Here is a 15,489-nt window from a genome sequence, read left to right as displayed (position 1 = left end):
ACCGCAAAGAATTCGCAAAAAATTTGGCGTTCCTTGCGGTTAAATTAAATTTTAGAATTTAAATGCAATTCCCAGAACACCATTAATTCCTATATTCGGAATACCATCAGCAGCCAAACGGGACAAATGCGGAATATAAGTTTTGTTTAATAAATTGTTCCCGTTCAAGTTTACATCAAAAACAGTTTTACCTAGATTTACTTTTCCGCCAAAACCCATATTCAGCAGCGTATAACCATCGGATGGAATATCAAAACCGCTGACTTTCTTCTGGCTAAAAGTTGAAGAAACATTCACAGTTGCAAAACCTTCTTCGAGCCATTTGCCAAGCTTAAAATCGGTTTTTATTGTATTGTCCCAATTGTTTGCCGGAATCTGAGGCAGGTAACCGCCATCCTGCAGTTTTCCTGTAACGGTTTCAAAACTGGTTTCAAAATGCAGCCAATCCAATGGATGCGGGTGAATATGCAGCGCAGCTTCTCCCCCATACAGATTAGCATTGTTCTGAATATAATCATACACTTTGAAGTCTTCTATTTCAGCTCCTGTCGGTGAAGAATATATATAATCGTTGATATGATTGTAAAAACCGCTTATGCTAAATTCAAAGTGGGTACTTTTGTATTCCAAGTCCAGATCGGTCTGAAAATTTTGTTCGGTTTTCAAATCAGGGTTTCCTATTTCATAACGAAAAGTTCCTTCATGAACGCCATTAGACGAAAGTTCGGCTAAATTAGGAGCTCTAAAACCTGTTGCTGCATTCAATCTGAAAGTCAAATCGGCCGCTAAATTTGTTTTATATCCTAATGAAGCATTAAAACTGTCATACTTTTTATCAAGTGCTTCAAAATACCCTTCGTCACCATCAATTCCATGTTCTTCAGAAGTTAATTGTCTGTTGTCAAATCGGATTCCTGCCTGCAGGGAATTAGATCCCCAGCCATACATTCCTGTTGCAAAAACGCCAAAATCATTGGTAACAGCATTTGGAATCAAATATTCTTCCCCCCTATTATTATTATCTTGTGACATTCCCTGCACACCAACAATCGTCTCCAGTTTGCCAATTGCAGGGAGATAATATTTAATGTTATAATCAAAAGTATTTAAAACCATGTGCAGAACAGCAATGTCACTATCTTCAAACTCATTGCGGTCATTCCTGATATAACCCAAATTCACATCTAATTTTGAGTTATTAAAAAACAGCGTATTATTCAAAGAAAATAAATTATTGTAAACTCCTTGTTTGGGAAAATCGGTTTTTTTAGCAGTCGTTTGATCTGCTATTCCGTCTTCTGGAATTCCAAGATCCAGATTGTTGTAATTGTATCTCAAGACAGTCGAAAACTTAGAATTACTGTATCCAATTCCCGCTTTGAAATCCATTTCCTGAAAACGCGTATTGGTTACACGGTCCCCATCTGGAATTTTATAATCAGATTGGGTATTGTAAGCGCCACGGATTAGGTATTTCCAATTATCAGTGGATGCTTTCAAGCCTATAGTTGTACTGGATCCAAGTGTATTTGAAAACATACGCTGTCCAAAATCTCCCTCGAAAGTATTTGCCAAAGCAAATTTTTCGGGATTAAAAAACAGAACACCACCCAAAGCATCTGAACCGTATAGCAAGGAGGCTGGACCTTTTATCACCTCAACATTTTCGACTCCCGCATCATTTAATCCCAAACCATGCTCGTCTCCAAACTGCTGATTTTCCAAGCGGATTCCCTGGCTGTAAACCAGAACTCTGTTACCGCTTAATCCTCGAATAACTGGTTTTCCAATTGATGTTCCCGTAGAAACCTGCGAAACACCAGGAATCGTTGCCAATCCTTCAATCAAAGTGGTGCTCCCTTTTTGCTGCATCGATTTCACGCTTTCGCGGTCGACTTTCATTACATTTTGAGATTGTAATTTGGAAAAAGGCGTAGAAACAATTACCTCATCCATTTGAAACGACAATTCATCCAGTACAATATCGAGTGTCTGGGTATTCTGAATTTTGCTGATTTTTTTGTTTTGGGCAGCAAAACCGATATAAGAAAATACGAGAGTTTCCTCTCCGTTTGGAAGTTCGGTTAAAGTATACACTCCATTAACGTCGGTTTTGACTGATTTATGTGCTTCTGTGGCATAAACGACAACTCCAATCAAGGGATTGTTTTTGGTATCGGTTACTTTTCCTGTTATGGTATTTTGTGCATGCAAAAAAGTGGTGAGCCCTAGCAATAGGGCTATTATATATTTTTTCATTTAATAATATAGTGTTGCCTCCTAATCAAATTACTTTATAAAGCAATTAATGATAGAATGTGATTTTTAAATAATAATTAGCTGATAGCCACAAGTCATTAAGCATTAACTATGACAGCTAACTGCGAAATGTTTACTGAAAATTATTTATTAAAAACCGGGGGACCGCGGTGGGAATATAAACTGCCCGAAAACGAAAAAACTGATTCGGCGTAGGTAAAGAAATAAGGAATATTATAATTCTCAGCGAAGAATGCAAAAGAATATTTTATTGGAGCTATAAAACTGCTGAACCCAAACTGACACACATAGCAATGATCAAAACTGTGATGCTGATGGGTAATCTCTGCTTTTGAGTTATAGATGTGATGGCATTTCTTTTCGGAAAACTTCTCTTGAAGGTGACTTATACTATCAAAAGACTGAAACAATATTGAGAACAATATTGTAACAACCAATGATAAATTTATTATGAGCTGTTTCCTTTTCACGATGCAAAGGTAGTAAAACAAAAAAACTACAACCGTTTAAAGTTGTAGTTTTTGCATTTATTAAATAGTATAAATAGATTAAACCAATTTTGATGCGATTAAATATTCAGCAATTTGGATAGTATTTGTAGCTGCTCCTTTTCTTAAATTATCAGCAACAATCCACATATTCAAAGTGTTTGCCTGACTTTCATCACGACGGATACGACCAACGAAAACATCATTTTTACCTTCGGCATATTTTGGCATTGGATAAGTGAAAGTATCTAAATTGTCCTGAACCACTACACCATCAGTCTGGCTCAAAATAGTTCTAACCTCGTTTACGTCAAAATCATTGCTGAATTCAACATTCACAGCCTCACTGTGTCCGCCCACAACCGGTACACGTACAGCAGTAGCCGTTACTTTGATAGAATCGTCACTTAAGATTTTTTTGGTTTCTTTCACCAATTTCATCTCTTCTTTTGTGTATCCGTTATCTTCAAAAACGTCACATTGCGGAATACAGTTACGGTTGATTTCGTATTTGTAAACCATGTCGCCTTTTACTCCGGCCACTTCGTTTTCGAATTGCTGAACCGCTTTCACACCAGTTCCAGTGATAGATTGGTAAGTAGAAACGATTACACGTTTTACGTTGTATTTTTTGTGCAAAGGTGCCAAAGCCAATACCATTTGAATAGTAGAACAGTTTGGGTTTGCAATGATTTTGTCTTCTTTAGTTAATTGAGAAGCGTTGATTTCAGGAACAACCAATTTTTTGGTAGGATCCATTCTCCAGGCAGATGAATTGTCAATGACTGTAGTTCCAGCTTCGGCAAATTTTGGAGCCCATTCCAATGATGTTCCTCCTCCAGCTGAGAACAAAGCAATATCAGCTTTCATATCTACTGCAGTCTGCAATCCAACTACGGTATGTTTTTGTCCTTTGAATTCGATTACTTTACCAACTGATTTTTCAGAAGCAACAAGTATTAATTCTGTGTATGGAAAATTTCTTTCTTCTAACACTTTTAACATGATTTCGCCAACCATTCCGGTAGCGCCTACAACTGCTATTTTCATTCTGTATATTTTTATTTGTGAATTTCTATTTTGAGCCACAAAAGTAAGGAATCTTCAAATGATAACAAGGGTATTCACAAAAATTAACAAAATGTTATAAATTAAACATTAATGATTTTTAAGTCGCAGAGATACTACGTTTCTAAGTTTTTTGGAGCAGAACATTTTCTTTTCTTTCAAGTATCCTCCAGCTGTTCACTATATCTGTAGTCTCGAACCCCGAGACCACAGGATGCCGTTTCCATCTGGGCTAACGACAGCTTTTCTGCTTTTTTAGCGATTAGAAAAAGTTTCAAAAATTCAATAATCGAGTTGAAACTTCTAAATTTTAGCATTAGAAACTTAGAATATTCAATAAAAAAAGAACCACCCTTTTATAGGGTGGTTTAGTTAGAATATATAGTGTAAGCGGTATGTTTTCTGAGTTGCAAAGTTACTTAGAATCTACTTTTTCAATAAATCTCTAATTTGTGTAAGCAATTCCTCTTGAGTTGGACCAGCTGGAACTGCAACAACAACCTCTTCTTTCTTTTTTGCCTTCTCCGCAGCTCTTAAAACTACAAAAATAAAGAAGGAGATAATTATAAAATTAATAATGGCCTGAACCAAATTCCCATAAGTTATTACAGCTGCGCCTGCAGTTTTTGCTGCGGCCAAAGTTTCATAACTATTACCATCAAGAGTGATAAATTTTTGAGTAAAATCAATTCCTCCAGTTAATAAACCAACGATTGGCATAATAACATCATCAACAGCAGAGCCAACAATTTTGCCAAAAGCACCACCAATAACAACCGCAGTAGCTAAACTTAGTACGTCTCCTTTCATTAAAGAAGCTTTGAAATCTTTAAAAAATCCCATAATTTTTTGGTTTTTAGGTTATTTTAATGTAAAAATACTAACGAATATAGTCATTTTATTTTAAAAATAATTCTTATTCCCTATAAAAAACACGCTTCACACGTTGCGAAATACTAGTGAGAATTTCATAAGGAATTGTTTTCAGTTGTTCGGCCATATAGGTCACAGTCGGGCTTTCGCCAAAAATCACCACCGAATCCCCTTCTTTGCAGTCAATCTCGGTCACATCAGCCATTAACATATCCATACAGACACTTCCAAGAACGGGTGCTTTTTTATTCTTGATTGTTACAAATCCAATACCATTTCCCCAATGTCTCGAAATTCCATCGGCGTAACCAATCGGAATTGTCGCAATTTTCGATTCCCTTTTTGCCATAAATCGTCTGCCGTAGCCAACGCTTTCACCGGATTGAATTGTCCTGATTTGGGAAATAACCGATTTTAATGTTCCAACGTTTTCAAGGTATTTTTGTTCTGCAGGATCATTGGAAACTCCATACAAACCAATTCCCAAACGAACCATATCGTATTGCGCCTCCGGAAAATTACTGATCCCCGAAGTATTCAAAATATGGCGGATAGGATTAATGCCTAATTCATCCATCAATTTTGAGGACAATTTTTCGAATAAATTAATTTGATACTTCACGAAATCTTTCTGCTGTAAATCATCGCTAGTCGCTAAATGGGACAGAATACTCTTTACTTTAACCCTTTGGTTTCCTTTCAAAGTGGCGATCAAATCATCAATCGTGTTTAACTCAAAACCCAAACGGTGCATTCCGGTATCCATTTTTATGTGGATGGGAAAGTCTTTCAATTTCTTTTGTTCGGCGATTTTCAGAAAAGCATTCAAGCCTTTCAGACTGTAAATTTCAGGTTCCAGCTGATGCTGAATGATTGCCGGAAAGCTAGTGTTTTCGGGATTCAAAACCATAATAGGCAGATTGATTCCCATAGTTTTCAACGAAATTCCCTCATCGGCGAAAGCCACACCCAAATAATCCACTTTGTGGTGTTCCAATAATTTTGCAATCTCAAATCCTCCGCTTCCATAACCAAATGCTTTTACCATCGCCATCATTTTGGTGCCGGTTCTCAGTTTTGACTTAAAGAAATTAAAGTTATGGCTTATCGCATTCAGATTAATTTCGAGAACCGTTTCATGTGTTTTCTCCGCCAATGCCGACACGATTTCCTCAAATTGAAACGATCTTGCTCCTTTTATCAGAATGGTTTCATTTTCAAAATTCAGCTGTTCCAACTGCAGTAAAAACTCATCGGTGTCTTTGAAAAAGAAGGCATTGTCAAGTTTTGTTTTTAATGTCGAAACCGTTTCGCCGATTCCGATAAAACGGCCGATGTTATTGGAAACAATCAGCTCGGCCACTTTAGAATACAAAGCTTCATTCGACAATCCGCTTTGAAAAATATCCGAAAGAATTACCGTTTTCTTCTGATGCTGTTTTTGGCTTTCGAGAAAATCCAACGCTATTTTCAAAGACTGAAAATCGGAACTGTAACTGTCATCGATAAGGCTACAGTTGTTGATTCCCTTTTTCACCTTCAGACGCATTTCCATTGGAAACAACAATTCGATTCGGCTCTGAATCGTTTTGGCATCGTAATCCAAATACAACAAAACCAAAAGACAGGAAATCACGTTTTCGACCGAAGCATCATCGACAAAAGGAATTTTCAAATCCGAGACATTTCCTTTGTATGTATATTCAATATGGGTATGGTCGTGTGTGTGTTCTTTTTTGGACACAAAAACCGTGGCGGTTTTATCCGTAAAAGACCAAGAAACCGCTTTGTTTTTCGAAAGAATATGTTGTTCTACACTACTATTTTTTTGATAAATCACCACTTCGGAATGTTGGAAAAGCAACATTTTCTCCCTGATTTTTTCCTCCAAATTTTCAAAGCCCTCATCATGGGCAGAACCGATATTAGTCAAGATTCCGATGGTTGGATGAATGATTTTCTCAAGTTTGTCCATTTCCGAAACCGTCGAAATTCCAGCTTCAAAAATCCCTAAATTATGCTGTTCGTTTATAGCCAAAACTGACAACGGAACTCCCACTTGTGAATTATAGCTTTTCGGGCTTCGGATGATATTATAGTCGGGACTCAGCAGGAAATTGAGCCATTCTTTTACGATGGTTTTACCGTTGCTTCCCGTCACCCCAATAATCGGGAACGAAAAAAGGCTTCGGTAATAGGACGCCGTTTGCTGTAAAGCCTCAAGTGTATTTTTGACAACCAAAAAATTTGCTTTTCCCTCAAGACCTTCGGGAATATGGGTCACCACAAAATTCCGGACTCCTTTTGTGATTAAGTCTTTTATATAAATATGGGCATCGTGATTCGTTCCTACCAATGCAAAAAAGAGCGTTTTTTCGTTGTTCTGTAAGGAACGGCTGTCGATGGAAATGTTGTCAATTTTAACCGTATCCTGAATGTCAATTGTTTTGGCATCTAGAGTTGAAATGATTTTTTTTAAGGATAAATTCATTTTGAAGAAGATTTAAAAATTGTAAAACACATTATTTTGTTCTTTTAATTTTTAAAGGTTCTTGCCGGCAATCAAAGATATCGACAATTTCAACTAAGTTTATTTCTAAATCTACATAATAAACTATCTTATGATTTCCATATAAAAAATAACGAAATTCTTGTTTTCTATTTACTAAAAGCTCTTCTTTTTGACCTATAAATGGGTACTTCTCAAGAATAAGTGCTTCTTTTGAAATTTCTTTTACTTTATTTTTTGCTGTTTTTAAATTGGATTTGCTTTTATAATATAAAAATATTTTTCGCAATTCATTTTTGGAATATTCCGTCCAATTTAATTTTAGCTCCATTTTTCAATCTCTTTCAATAACTCGTTTGCTTCAATAACTCGTCCATTTTTTGAATCATCCATTGACTTGTCGATTCTACTTTCAAACTCTTCCATTGTCATCGGCTGGAAATCGATGTCTTCTATTCCGCTTTTTTTATTTTTTAACAATTTTTCTAAGCGGGAAATCATTTCCTCACTTTCAATTGAAAGAAATTCTTGAACAAATGCTATTTTTCTTGCTTGTAAATCCATTGCCGTTAATTTTACATCAAAGTTAAAAAAAATAGCAATGGAATAATCCTTATTTTAGAGTTTTATTAAAGTTAAGAATTCCTTTAAAATCATTACCAGAATTTTGGATTTTTTACTCCTTTTGATTTTCATTAAAAACGAGAATTAATCAGTGATTAATTTAAATTTTACAGGCTGAAAAAATATATTGGAATTTTTCTCAAAATAAATTCCGTTTTCTTTTTTATCAAATTTTACTTGATAATTATGAATTAGGGCAGTTTGTGCAATCACATTTACTTTGTAAGTATCTCCAATTTTATTTTCTTCAAATATATTCTGAACAATACCATTAATCACAACCGATTTAGGAACAACAGCAGTGTTATTTAATTTAAAACTAACTACATATCCTTTCTCACTATTCCTGTTATAACTTTTATAGGTTTGGTTTTCAATATCTAAAAGTTGTCTTGAACAGGAAAAAAGAAAAAGAATTACGAAAGAAAACAATAATAACACGGCTTTTGGAATACTATTTTTCATACATTTGAAGTTTTATACTTACAAATCTAACTTAATTTAAACATAGAAAAAACAATGAAATTAAAATATATTGTTATAACATTAATTCTAGGATTGGCCTTTACAGCTTGCAGCAAGGATTCTGATTCTGACTCTAATGAAACCGCAGCAGTTACCAAACCAGACGAGATTAACAACTTTGTTTGGAAAGCTATGAATTCCTGGTACTACTGGCAACCCAATGTTCCCGATTTGTCCGACAGTAAAATCACTTCTGCCACAGCATATAACAATTTTATTAACGGAAAAACTCCCGATGCACTATTTTATTCGCTCCTGTATCAAAGAGGAACTGTCGATCGATTTTCCTGGATTGAAAATAGCAATGAAATAGTACATGTTTCAAAAATTGCAGAAGTCGAAAAAAAAGGTGGTTTCAGCTATGGAATTTATCCTAAAGATGCCTCTAGCGTAAATATGGTAGCCTTGATTAATTATGTTGTACCGGATTCGCCAGCTGCCTTGGCCGGATTGAAAAGAGGCGATGTCATTACAAAAATAAATGGCAGCCAGCTTACTTCAAGTAATTATGACCAGCTGGAAAACCCACAAATCACAATTACTTTGGCCGCAAGTGTGGAATTTTCAACCAGTGGTTTAGTGACCACAGACAAAACAGGAACTTTGACTGTAACAAAAACCGAAATTGACGAAAACCCAGTTGCTTATTATGAAAAGAAAGTATATGGAGAAAAGAACATTGGTTATCTGGTTTATAATGGTTTCAAATCAGATTATAACGATGAACTCAATTCGGCTTTCGCTACAATGAAAACCGATGGAATTAACGAATTGGTTTTGGATTTAAGATACAATGGAGGCGGCTCAGTAGAAACCGCACTTGCTTTGGCGCAAATGATTAACGGCAGTTTTACCAATAAGCCTTATATTTATTTTGACTTCAATAACAAACACAATAATGAAGATGGCTATGAAAATCTTTCCGAAAAAGTAAAAATTTTTAATTTAGTCGATAATGAACCAACTTTTGAGAGAGAAGAAAGTGTAAATAGCCTCACTTTGAAAAAAATATATGTGCTGGTAAGTTTTCAAACCGCTTCTGCGAGTGAGCTTACGATACAATGCCTGAAAAAATACATCAGTGTAATAACAATAGGTGAAGAAACAGTTGGCAAATTTGTAGGCTCTAACACACTATACGATTCTCCTGCTTATAATTATATGTCTTATGACAATCGAAGCACCAAACACAAATGGCAGCTGCAGCCCATTACCTTTTCATATTATAACAAAGATAAAGATGCAAATCCAGTAAATATTAAACCTGATCACGAAATTAATCCTTATAGCGCTTTCTTAAATCTGGTTGAATTTGGAAACGTAAAAGATCCCAGTTTAAAGAAAGCCATCGAATTAATTACTGGCCAAACTCTGCGGACTACAGCAAAAAACACCGATCTCTCTTTACCTTTTAAAATTGACAATCTTACTGTATTCAACCCCACAAATACTGCCAAAGGTTTATATATCGAGGATTTTCAAAGAATGAAAAAACAGCAACGAAATTAAATTTAAAAGTTAAAAATAATCATCTCAATTATATCTTTTCAATCTAGATAAAATTGGTGTTTTAAAAATATAAACTAACCCTTTTTATCTAACTAAAAGAAGTTTTATTTTTTATTAACTTTGTCAAAAAGTAATAGTTATGATAACGGACATCAATTTATTAGATTTAGATAAAAAATATTCTTATGCCGATTATTTAACTTGGCAATTTCAGGAAAAACTGGAATTAATAAAAGGAAAGATTTTTAAAATGAGTCCTGCACCAAGTACCACTCATCAAAGAATATCTAGAAAACTGACAGGTATTATGATTAATGCTTTCAAAAAACATTCTTGTGAATTATTCATTGCTCCATTTGATGTTCGATTGTTGGATAAGAAAAAATCTAAATTAGACCAAGAGATTTATACCGTAATACAACCCGATTTATGTGTAATTTGTGATGATTCCAAAATTGATGAACGAGGCGCTATTGGTGCTCCTGATTTAGTCATAGAAATTCTGTCTCCTGGAAATTCAAATAAAGAAATGAAGTATAAATTTGATTTATATGAAGAAGCGGGAGTATTAGAATATTGGATTGTAAACCCCGCAGACAAAACGGTTTTCATTTATGTTCTCAAAGAAAATCAATTTATTGGAATGCATCCTTTGATTGAAGAAGACAATATTCAAAGCAAATTATTTCCTGAATTGGATTTTAAATTAGAGTCTATTTTTAACTAAAAAACTACAAAAAACCCTTTCAAAATTTTAAAGATTCGAAAGGGTTATTATTTTAGTTCTTTTCCTCGTCTTTCCGCATGGCATGATAATAAGCGGCACGGCTCAAAGGCTCATACTCCTCGGTTTCGCCAAGCATTACGAGTTTATCATTATCGGTTTTACGAAAACTGTAGTGAGCCAGATTTCCTGTTCTGGTACATACAGCATGTACTTTGGTTACATACTCAGCCGTAGCCATAAGTGCTGGCATAGGTCCAAAAGGATTTCCCTTAAAATCCATGTCTAAACCAGCAACAATTACACGAATTCCCTGATTGGCAAGATCATTGCAGACCGTCACGATTTCGTCATCGAAAAACTGGGCTTCATCAATCCCGATTACATCACAGCCTTGTGCCAAAATAGCAATATTAGCCGCTGCAGGAACCGGCGTTGAACGAATTTCGTTGCTGTCATGAGAGACTACCATTTCATCATGATAACGGGTATCAATGGCGGGTTTAAAAATTTCTACTTTCTGTTTGGCAAACTGAGCCCGCTTTAATCTACGGATAAGTTCTTCGGTCTTTCCCGAAAACATGGATCCGCAGATGACTTCAATCCATCCAAACTGCTCTTTATGATTTACTGTGTTTTCGAGAAACATTTTGTTTTTTTCTGCCTTAAAAAATGAATAGTTTTTATTACTTTGTATCGGTAATAAAGCAATTGGGTAAATTTCTGTTTTACCTCGTTTCAAAAGTAGATAATTTTTATCAATTCAAAAATCTGAGAGGTCTTATTTCAATAATAAAATTGAAAAAGAAATTTAACCCGCTTCATCGATTACCAGCAAAGAACAATTTATATAAAGCCACATATTCATATAATTTCAAAAGTTATGCAAAAAAAACTGGAAGCCGATTTAATCAGCATTGCTCATAGAATTTTACAGCTCAAAAATAAATCTGACATTAATCAGCTTTATTTGGAAACACAAAAATTATATGAAAAATTAGCTGTTTTACGATTTGTTGAAGAGCATTTTGGAGATCCAAAACCCACCATTGGTCAAGCTGAAGTTGTAGAGAAAATGAAAGAGTTTTTTGAAAACATGGCTATACCTGAGTTCCAAAAACCAATTCCGGTCAGCGAACCAATTATTGAAGAAACACCTATAACTGAAGAAATCATCAAAGAAGAAACTGTCAAAATTGAACCCGTAAAAGAAGAAATTGTATCTCCTCAAATAACTACTGAACCAATTACAGCTGTCGTAGAACCAGAAGTTATTGTGGCTGAAATTATCGAAAACCCAGCACCGATTGAGGAACCAGCCGTTTCTGAAAAAATGGCATTTGAACCAATTGTCGACGCTATTGAACCCCTAATACCCGAAACTCCTAAGAAAAAAGAAGCCGTTCAGATTTCGTTTGATGATCTTCTTGGAGGCCATTATGCCGATCCTGATTTTGTAAAAGTTTCAGATAAAAAACAAGAGCCGGAAACTACAAAAACTGCTCCTTCTTTTCAGCTTGAAAAAGAACCAATTTTATCTGCTCCGCAAACCAGTTTCGAAAAAGAAGAGCCCAAATCGATTACTTTGAATGATAAATTAGTCAAAGAAATCACTGTTGGACTGAACGACCGAATTGCATTTGTAAAACATTTATTTGGCGGAAGCAATGAAGATTACAACCGTGTTCTCAACCAGCTGATAACGTTTGACACTTATTTGGAAACCAAAAGTTTTATCGACGAAATGGTAAAACCAGACTATAATAATTGGGAAGGAAAAGAAGATTATGAACAGCGTTTTATGGAAATCATAGAGAAAAAATTCTTGTCATTTTAAGAGTTATACCCCTTTTATATTTTTTTAAATCCTCTCTTTTAAGCAAGAAAAATGTCAAAACTATATATCGTACCCACTCCTATCGGCAACCTCGAAGACATGACTTTTCGAGCCATTAGGATTCTTAAAGAAGTAGATTTAATCCTTGCCGAAGATACCCGAACGAGCGGGAAACTGCTCAAGCATTTTGAGATTGGCACGCACATGCACAGCCATCATATGCATAATGAACACAAAACAACGGAGAACATAATCTCCAGATTGAAAGCTGGCGAAAGCATTGCCTTAATTTCGGATGCGGGAACACCGGCGATTTCGGATCCTGGTTTTTTATTGACTCGTGCCTGTATCGAAAACGGAATTGCGGTGGAATGTTTACCTGGCGCAACGGCTTTTGTTCCGGCATTAGTCAACAGCGGACTGCCAAATGACAAATTCATTTTTGAAGGTTTTCTTCCCGAAAAAAAAGGAAGACAAACCCGATATCTGGAACTTGCAGAAGAAACCCGAACGATGATTCTGTATGTTTCGCCACATAAATTACTCAAAACATTGGCCGAATTCATTACTTATTTTGGCGAAGACCGACAAATTTGCGTTTGCCGTGAATTGTCCAAACTGCACGAAGAAAATCGTCGCGGAACAGCTCGCGAAGTGCTGACACACTTTGAAAAAACAGCTCCACGAGGGGAAATTGTCGTAGTTGTCGCCGGAAAAACAATTGTGAAAGAAGCCAAAAAAAATAAATTCCAAAAAGAAGAAGAATAAATACATAAATATGACTATCAGTACCTTTTTAGACAATCTAAAACAAAACCCAACAGCCAACACATTTGCAGAAACAATTGCAGTAATAGAGGAAAATTACAATTTTACGCCAACCGCTTTTCAAAACGGAGACACACATAATGAAGCAGGAACCAATTCAGGTTCTTGTAAATTATTTTCTTTTGCGCTGTTGCAAAAATTATCCGTTGAGGAAACTTTGACATGTTTTGGAGCTTATTATTTTGAAGAAACTTTGGGAGACCCAAATGGCACCAACCACCAAAATATCCGCAACTTTATGAAAACCGGCTGGGACGGAATACAATTTGAAGGCGAAGCGTTAGAACTTAAATAATTTTTACAATTGTAGCTTTTTTGATTCTTTATCTGTATTTTTAATACATATTGAATCAAAAAAACTACAATCTGGTTACCAATTCGCTCTATTTGATTGTTTTATATTTTATTTTACATCCAATAATTTAAGAAACAATTGTAATCTGTTTTGATTTAAAAAAATTAAATTCGTATCCCAAAGATTCCTATTTCCGGATGCCTTATTTTATCAAATCGAACAAATCTCCATAAAAATGCGTTGGACTTTAAAGCCAAAACCTTCAGAACAAAAAATAAAGCACTTAGCTCAAGCTCTTAACATAGAAGACTTCGTAGCCACCTTACTAATTCAAAGAGGAATTGAAACTTACGAACAGGCCAAACAATTTTTTCGCCCAACGTTAGACGATTTACACGATCCTTACTTGATGAAGGATATGGACAAAGCTGTCGAACGCATCGAAAGAGCTATTCAAAATCAGGAAAACATACTCATATTTGGCGACTATGATGTTGATGGAACAACGGCTGTTTCGCTGGTTTCGTCCTATTTGAAAAGCTATTACCCAAATGTCGCTACTTATATTCCCGATCGTTATGATGAGGGCTACGGAATTTCTTTCAAAGGAATTGATTTCGCCGACGACAACGGATTCTCGTTAATTATTGCTTTGGATTGCGGTATAAAATCAATCGATCATGTCGCTTACGCAAAAGAGCGAAACATTGATTTCATCATTTGCGATCACCACAGACCTGGAGCAGTTTTACCTGAAGCCACAGCGGTTCTCGATCCAAAACGTGAAGACTGCAATTATCCTTACGATGAATTGTGTGGCTGCGGAGTGGGCTTCAAACTCATTCAGGCTTTGGGTGCAAACAGAAATCAGACTATTGAGGATTTGGTTTCTTATTTGGATTTAGCAGCCACTGCCATTGCTGCAGACATAGTCCCAATGACCGGCGAAAACCGCGTATTGGCTTATTTTGGACTGCAGGTAATCAATACCCAGCCAAGACCTGGAATCAAGGCATTAATACATCAGATAAAAAAGAAAAAACTCGACATTACCGATGTTGTTTTTACAATTGCTCCTCGAATCAACGCTGCCGGACGCATCAAGCACGGCAATCATGCTGTGGAATTATTGACGGAATTTAATTTTGAACAAGCACAGCAGTTTGCTTCCGAAATTGAACAATACAATTCGGATCGAAAGGATTTAGACAAACAAATAACTAAAGAAGCACTCCAGCAGATTACCCAAAACCAAGAAGAAAAAAACTTTACATCGGTGGTTTTTCAAGAGGATTGGCACAAAGGAGTAATAGGAATTGTGGCTTCCCGATTAATTGAAACGTATTACCGCCCTACGTTAGTTTTTACAAAAAGCGGTGACAAATATGCCGCTTCGGCACGATCGGTAAAAGGTTTTGACGTATATAATGCGCTTGAAGCGTGTTCTGAACATTTGGAACAATTTGGAGGACACATGTATGCCGCCGGAATGACTTTAAAAGAAGAAAATTATCAAATTTTTAAAGATGCATTTGAAAAAACAGTACAGGAAACCATTCATCCAGATCATTTAACGCCAGAAATAACCATAGACGCCGAAATTAATTTTGCAGACATTTCACCAAAATTAATCCGGATTTTAAAACAATTTGAACCTTTTGGCCCACAAAATATGAGGCCTGTTTTTTTGACAAAAAAATTAAAAGATACTGGTTATGCCAAAACTCTGGGCTCTGAAGACGAACATTTAAAACTGTTTGTGAAACAAAACAACTCCGAAGGTCTTGCTGCTATTGGCTTTGGGTTGGGAAATAAAAAAGATTTAACAAACAACCAACAGGAATTTGATGCCGTATACTGCATCGATGAAAATGAGTGGAATGACAAAGTGAGCATTCAATTGCGATTGAAAGATATTAAATAAAAAAT

The 15,489-nt window shown here is 35.6% G+C and carries 14 protein-coding genes; 6 read left to right on the top strand and 8 right to left on the bottom strand.

All coding sequences use genetic code 11. The features are described 5' to 3' along the window. Positions 1 to 51 precede the first annotated feature (51 nt). The 7 genes from ABEG11_RS09770 to ABEG11_RS09740 form a co-directional block, all read right to left on the bottom strand. Positions 52 to 2,259 (bottom strand): TonB-dependent receptor, encoded by a 2,208-nt coding sequence (locus ABEG11_RS09770; protein ID WP_348823985.1) that lies wholly within the window; start codon positions 2,257 to 2,259, stop codon positions 52 to 54. Between the two features lie 569 nt (positions 2,260 to 2,828). Continuing rightward, a complete protein-coding gene (locus ABEG11_RS09765; protein WP_348823984.1) occupies positions 2,829 to 3,818 on the bottom strand; it encodes an aspartate-semialdehyde dehydrogenase in 990 nt (329 codons plus the stop codon). A gap of 444 nt (positions 3,819 to 4,262) precedes the next feature. Further along, complete coding sequence (mscL, locus tag ABEG11_RS09760; RefSeq protein ID WP_348823983.1) at positions 4,263 to 4,679, bottom strand: large conductance mechanosensitive channel protein MscL; 417 nt, start codon at positions 4,677 to 4,679, stop codon at positions 4,263 to 4,265. A gap of 73 nt (positions 4,680 to 4,752) precedes the next feature. Continuing rightward, entirely contained in the window at positions 4,753 to 7,200 is a 2,448-nt protein-coding gene (locus ABEG11_RS09755; protein ID WP_348823982.1) for a bifunctional UDP-N-acetylmuramoyl-tripeptide:D-alanyl-D-alanine ligase/alanine racemase, read from the bottom strand. 31 nt (positions 7,201 to 7,231) lie between these two features. Continuing rightward, complete coding sequence (locus ABEG11_RS09750; protein WP_348823981.1) at positions 7,232 to 7,549, bottom strand: type II toxin-antitoxin system RelE/ParE family toxin; 318 nt, start codon at positions 7,547 to 7,549, stop codon at positions 7,232 to 7,234. Next, positions 7,540 to 7,782 (bottom strand): hypothetical protein, encoded by a 243-nt coding sequence (locus tag ABEG11_RS09745; protein ID WP_348823980.1) that lies wholly within the window; start codon positions 7,780 to 7,782, stop codon positions 7,540 to 7,542. Before ABEG11_RS09745 ends, ABEG11_RS09750 begins: the two co-directional genes overlap by 10 nt. A 144-nt stretch (positions 7,783 to 7,926) precedes the next feature. After that, positions 7,927 to 8,307 (bottom strand): hypothetical protein, encoded by a 381-nt coding sequence (locus tag ABEG11_RS09740; protein ID WP_348823979.1) that lies wholly within the window; start codon positions 8,305 to 8,307, stop codon positions 7,927 to 7,929. A gap of 54 nt (positions 8,308 to 8,361) precedes the next feature. Here ABEG11_RS09740 and ABEG11_RS09735 point away from each other — a divergent pair, with 54 nt between their 5' ends. Further along, complete coding sequence (locus tag ABEG11_RS09735) at positions 8,362 to 9,876, top strand: S41 family peptidase (protein ID WP_348823978.1); 1,515 nt, start codon at positions 8,362 to 8,364, stop codon at positions 9,874 to 9,876. Positions 9,877 to 10,015: 139 nt separating this feature from the next. Continuing rightward, the gene (locus ABEG11_RS09730; RefSeq protein ID WP_348823977.1) at positions 10,016 to 10,603 is read left to right on the top strand and encodes a Uma2 family endonuclease; all 588 of its coding nucleotides are present in this window, start codon (positions 10,016 to 10,018) and stop codon (positions 10,601 to 10,603) included. A 52-nt stretch (positions 10,604 to 10,655) separates the two neighbouring features. Here ABEG11_RS09730 and ABEG11_RS09725 read toward each other — a convergent pair whose 3' ends face one another. Next, on the bottom strand, positions 10,656 to 11,249 hold the full coding sequence (locus tag ABEG11_RS09725) for a thymidine kinase (RefSeq protein ID WP_194640541.1): 594 nt from the start codon (positions 11,247 to 11,249) through the stop codon (positions 10,656 to 10,658). A 234-nt stretch (positions 11,250 to 11,483) separates the two neighbouring features. Between ABEG11_RS09725 and ABEG11_RS09720 the strand changes: the two genes are divergently transcribed. The 4 genes from ABEG11_RS09720 to recJ all read left to right on the top strand — a co-directional run bounded on the left by ABEG11_RS09720 (position 11,484) and on the right by recJ (position 15,484). Beyond that, positions 11,484 to 12,437, top strand: a complete 954-nt coding sequence (locus tag ABEG11_RS09720; RefSeq protein WP_348823976.1) for a DUF8457 domain-containing protein — start codon at positions 11,484 to 11,486, stop codon at positions 12,435 to 12,437. 51 nt (positions 12,438 to 12,488) lie between these two features. Beyond that, positions 12,489 to 13,205 (top strand): 16S rRNA (cytidine(1402)-2'-O)-methyltransferase, encoded by a 717-nt coding sequence (rsmI, locus tag ABEG11_RS09715; RefSeq protein WP_348823975.1) that lies wholly within the window; start codon positions 12,489 to 12,491, stop codon positions 13,203 to 13,205. Between the two features lie 10 nt (positions 13,206 to 13,215). Beyond that, the gene (locus tag ABEG11_RS09710) at positions 13,216 to 13,560 is read left to right on the top strand and encodes a HopJ type III effector protein (RefSeq protein ID WP_348823974.1); all 345 of its coding nucleotides are present in this window, start codon (positions 13,216 to 13,218) and stop codon (positions 13,558 to 13,560) included. A 235-nt stretch (positions 13,561 to 13,795) separates the two neighbouring features. Then, complete coding sequence (gene recJ, locus ABEG11_RS09705; RefSeq protein WP_348823973.1) at positions 13,796 to 15,484, top strand: single-stranded-DNA-specific exonuclease RecJ; 1,689 nt, start codon at positions 13,796 to 13,798, stop codon at positions 15,482 to 15,484. Positions 15,485 to 15,489: the final 5 nt, after the last annotated feature.

The sequence above is a fragment of the Flavobacterium aestuarii genome, assembly GCF_040049115.1.
Classification (GTDB): domain Bacteria; phylum Bacteroidota; class Bacteroidia; order Flavobacteriales; family Flavobacteriaceae; genus Flavobacterium; species Flavobacterium aestuarii.
The sequence above is the reverse complement of the archived record's forward strand: the minus strand, read 5'-3'. Positions and strand labels throughout refer to the sequence as shown.

Excerpts from the sequence above, each read along its gene's own strand:
- ABEG11_RS09770 (WP_348823985.1), bottom strand. The coding sequence starts at position 2,259 with ATGAAAAAATATATAATAGCCCTATTGCTAGGGCTCACCACTTTTTTG.
- ABEG11_RS09765 (WP_348823984.1), bottom strand. The coding sequence starts at position 3,818 with ATGAAAATAGCAGTTGTAGGCGCTACCGGAATGGTTGGCGAAATCATG.
- mscL (WP_348823983.1), bottom strand. The coding sequence starts at position 4,679 with ATGGGATTTTTTAAAGATTTCAAAGCTTCTTTAATGAAAGGAGACGTA.
- ABEG11_RS09755 (WP_348823982.1), bottom strand. The coding sequence starts at position 7,200 with ATGAATTTATCCTTAAAAAAAATCATTTCAACTCTAGATGCCAAAACA.
- ABEG11_RS09750 (WP_348823981.1), bottom strand. The coding sequence starts at position 7,549 with ATGGAGCTAAAATTAAATTGGACGGAATATTCCAAAAATGAATTGCGA.
- ABEG11_RS09745 (WP_348823980.1), bottom strand. The coding sequence starts at position 7,782 with ATGGATTTACAAGCAAGAAAAATAGCATTTGTTCAAGAATTTCTTTCA.
- ABEG11_RS09740 (WP_348823979.1), bottom strand. The coding sequence starts at position 8,307 with ATGAAAAATAGTATTCCAAAAGCCGTGTTATTATTGTTTTCTTTCGTA.
- ABEG11_RS09735 (WP_348823978.1), top strand. The coding sequence starts at position 8,362 with ATGAAATTAAAATATATTGTTATAACATTAATTCTAGGATTGGCCTTT.
- ABEG11_RS09730 (WP_348823977.1), top strand. The coding sequence starts at position 10,016 with ATGATAACGGACATCAATTTATTAGATTTAGATAAAAAATATTCTTAT.
- ABEG11_RS09725 (WP_194640541.1), bottom strand. The coding sequence starts at position 11,249 with ATGTTTCTCGAAAACACAGTAAATCATAAAGAGCAGTTTGGATGGATT.
- ABEG11_RS09720 (WP_348823976.1), top strand. The coding sequence starts at position 11,484 with ATGCAAAAAAAACTGGAAGCCGATTTAATCAGCATTGCTCATAGAATT.
- rsmI (WP_348823975.1), top strand. The coding sequence starts at position 12,489 with ATGTCAAAACTATATATCGTACCCACTCCTATCGGCAACCTCGAAGAC.
- ABEG11_RS09710 (WP_348823974.1), top strand. The coding sequence starts at position 13,216 with ATGACTATCAGTACCTTTTTAGACAATCTAAAACAAAACCCAACAGCC.
- recJ (WP_348823973.1), top strand. The coding sequence starts at position 13,796 with ATGCGTTGGACTTTAAAGCCAAAACCTTCAGAACAAAAAATAAAGCAC.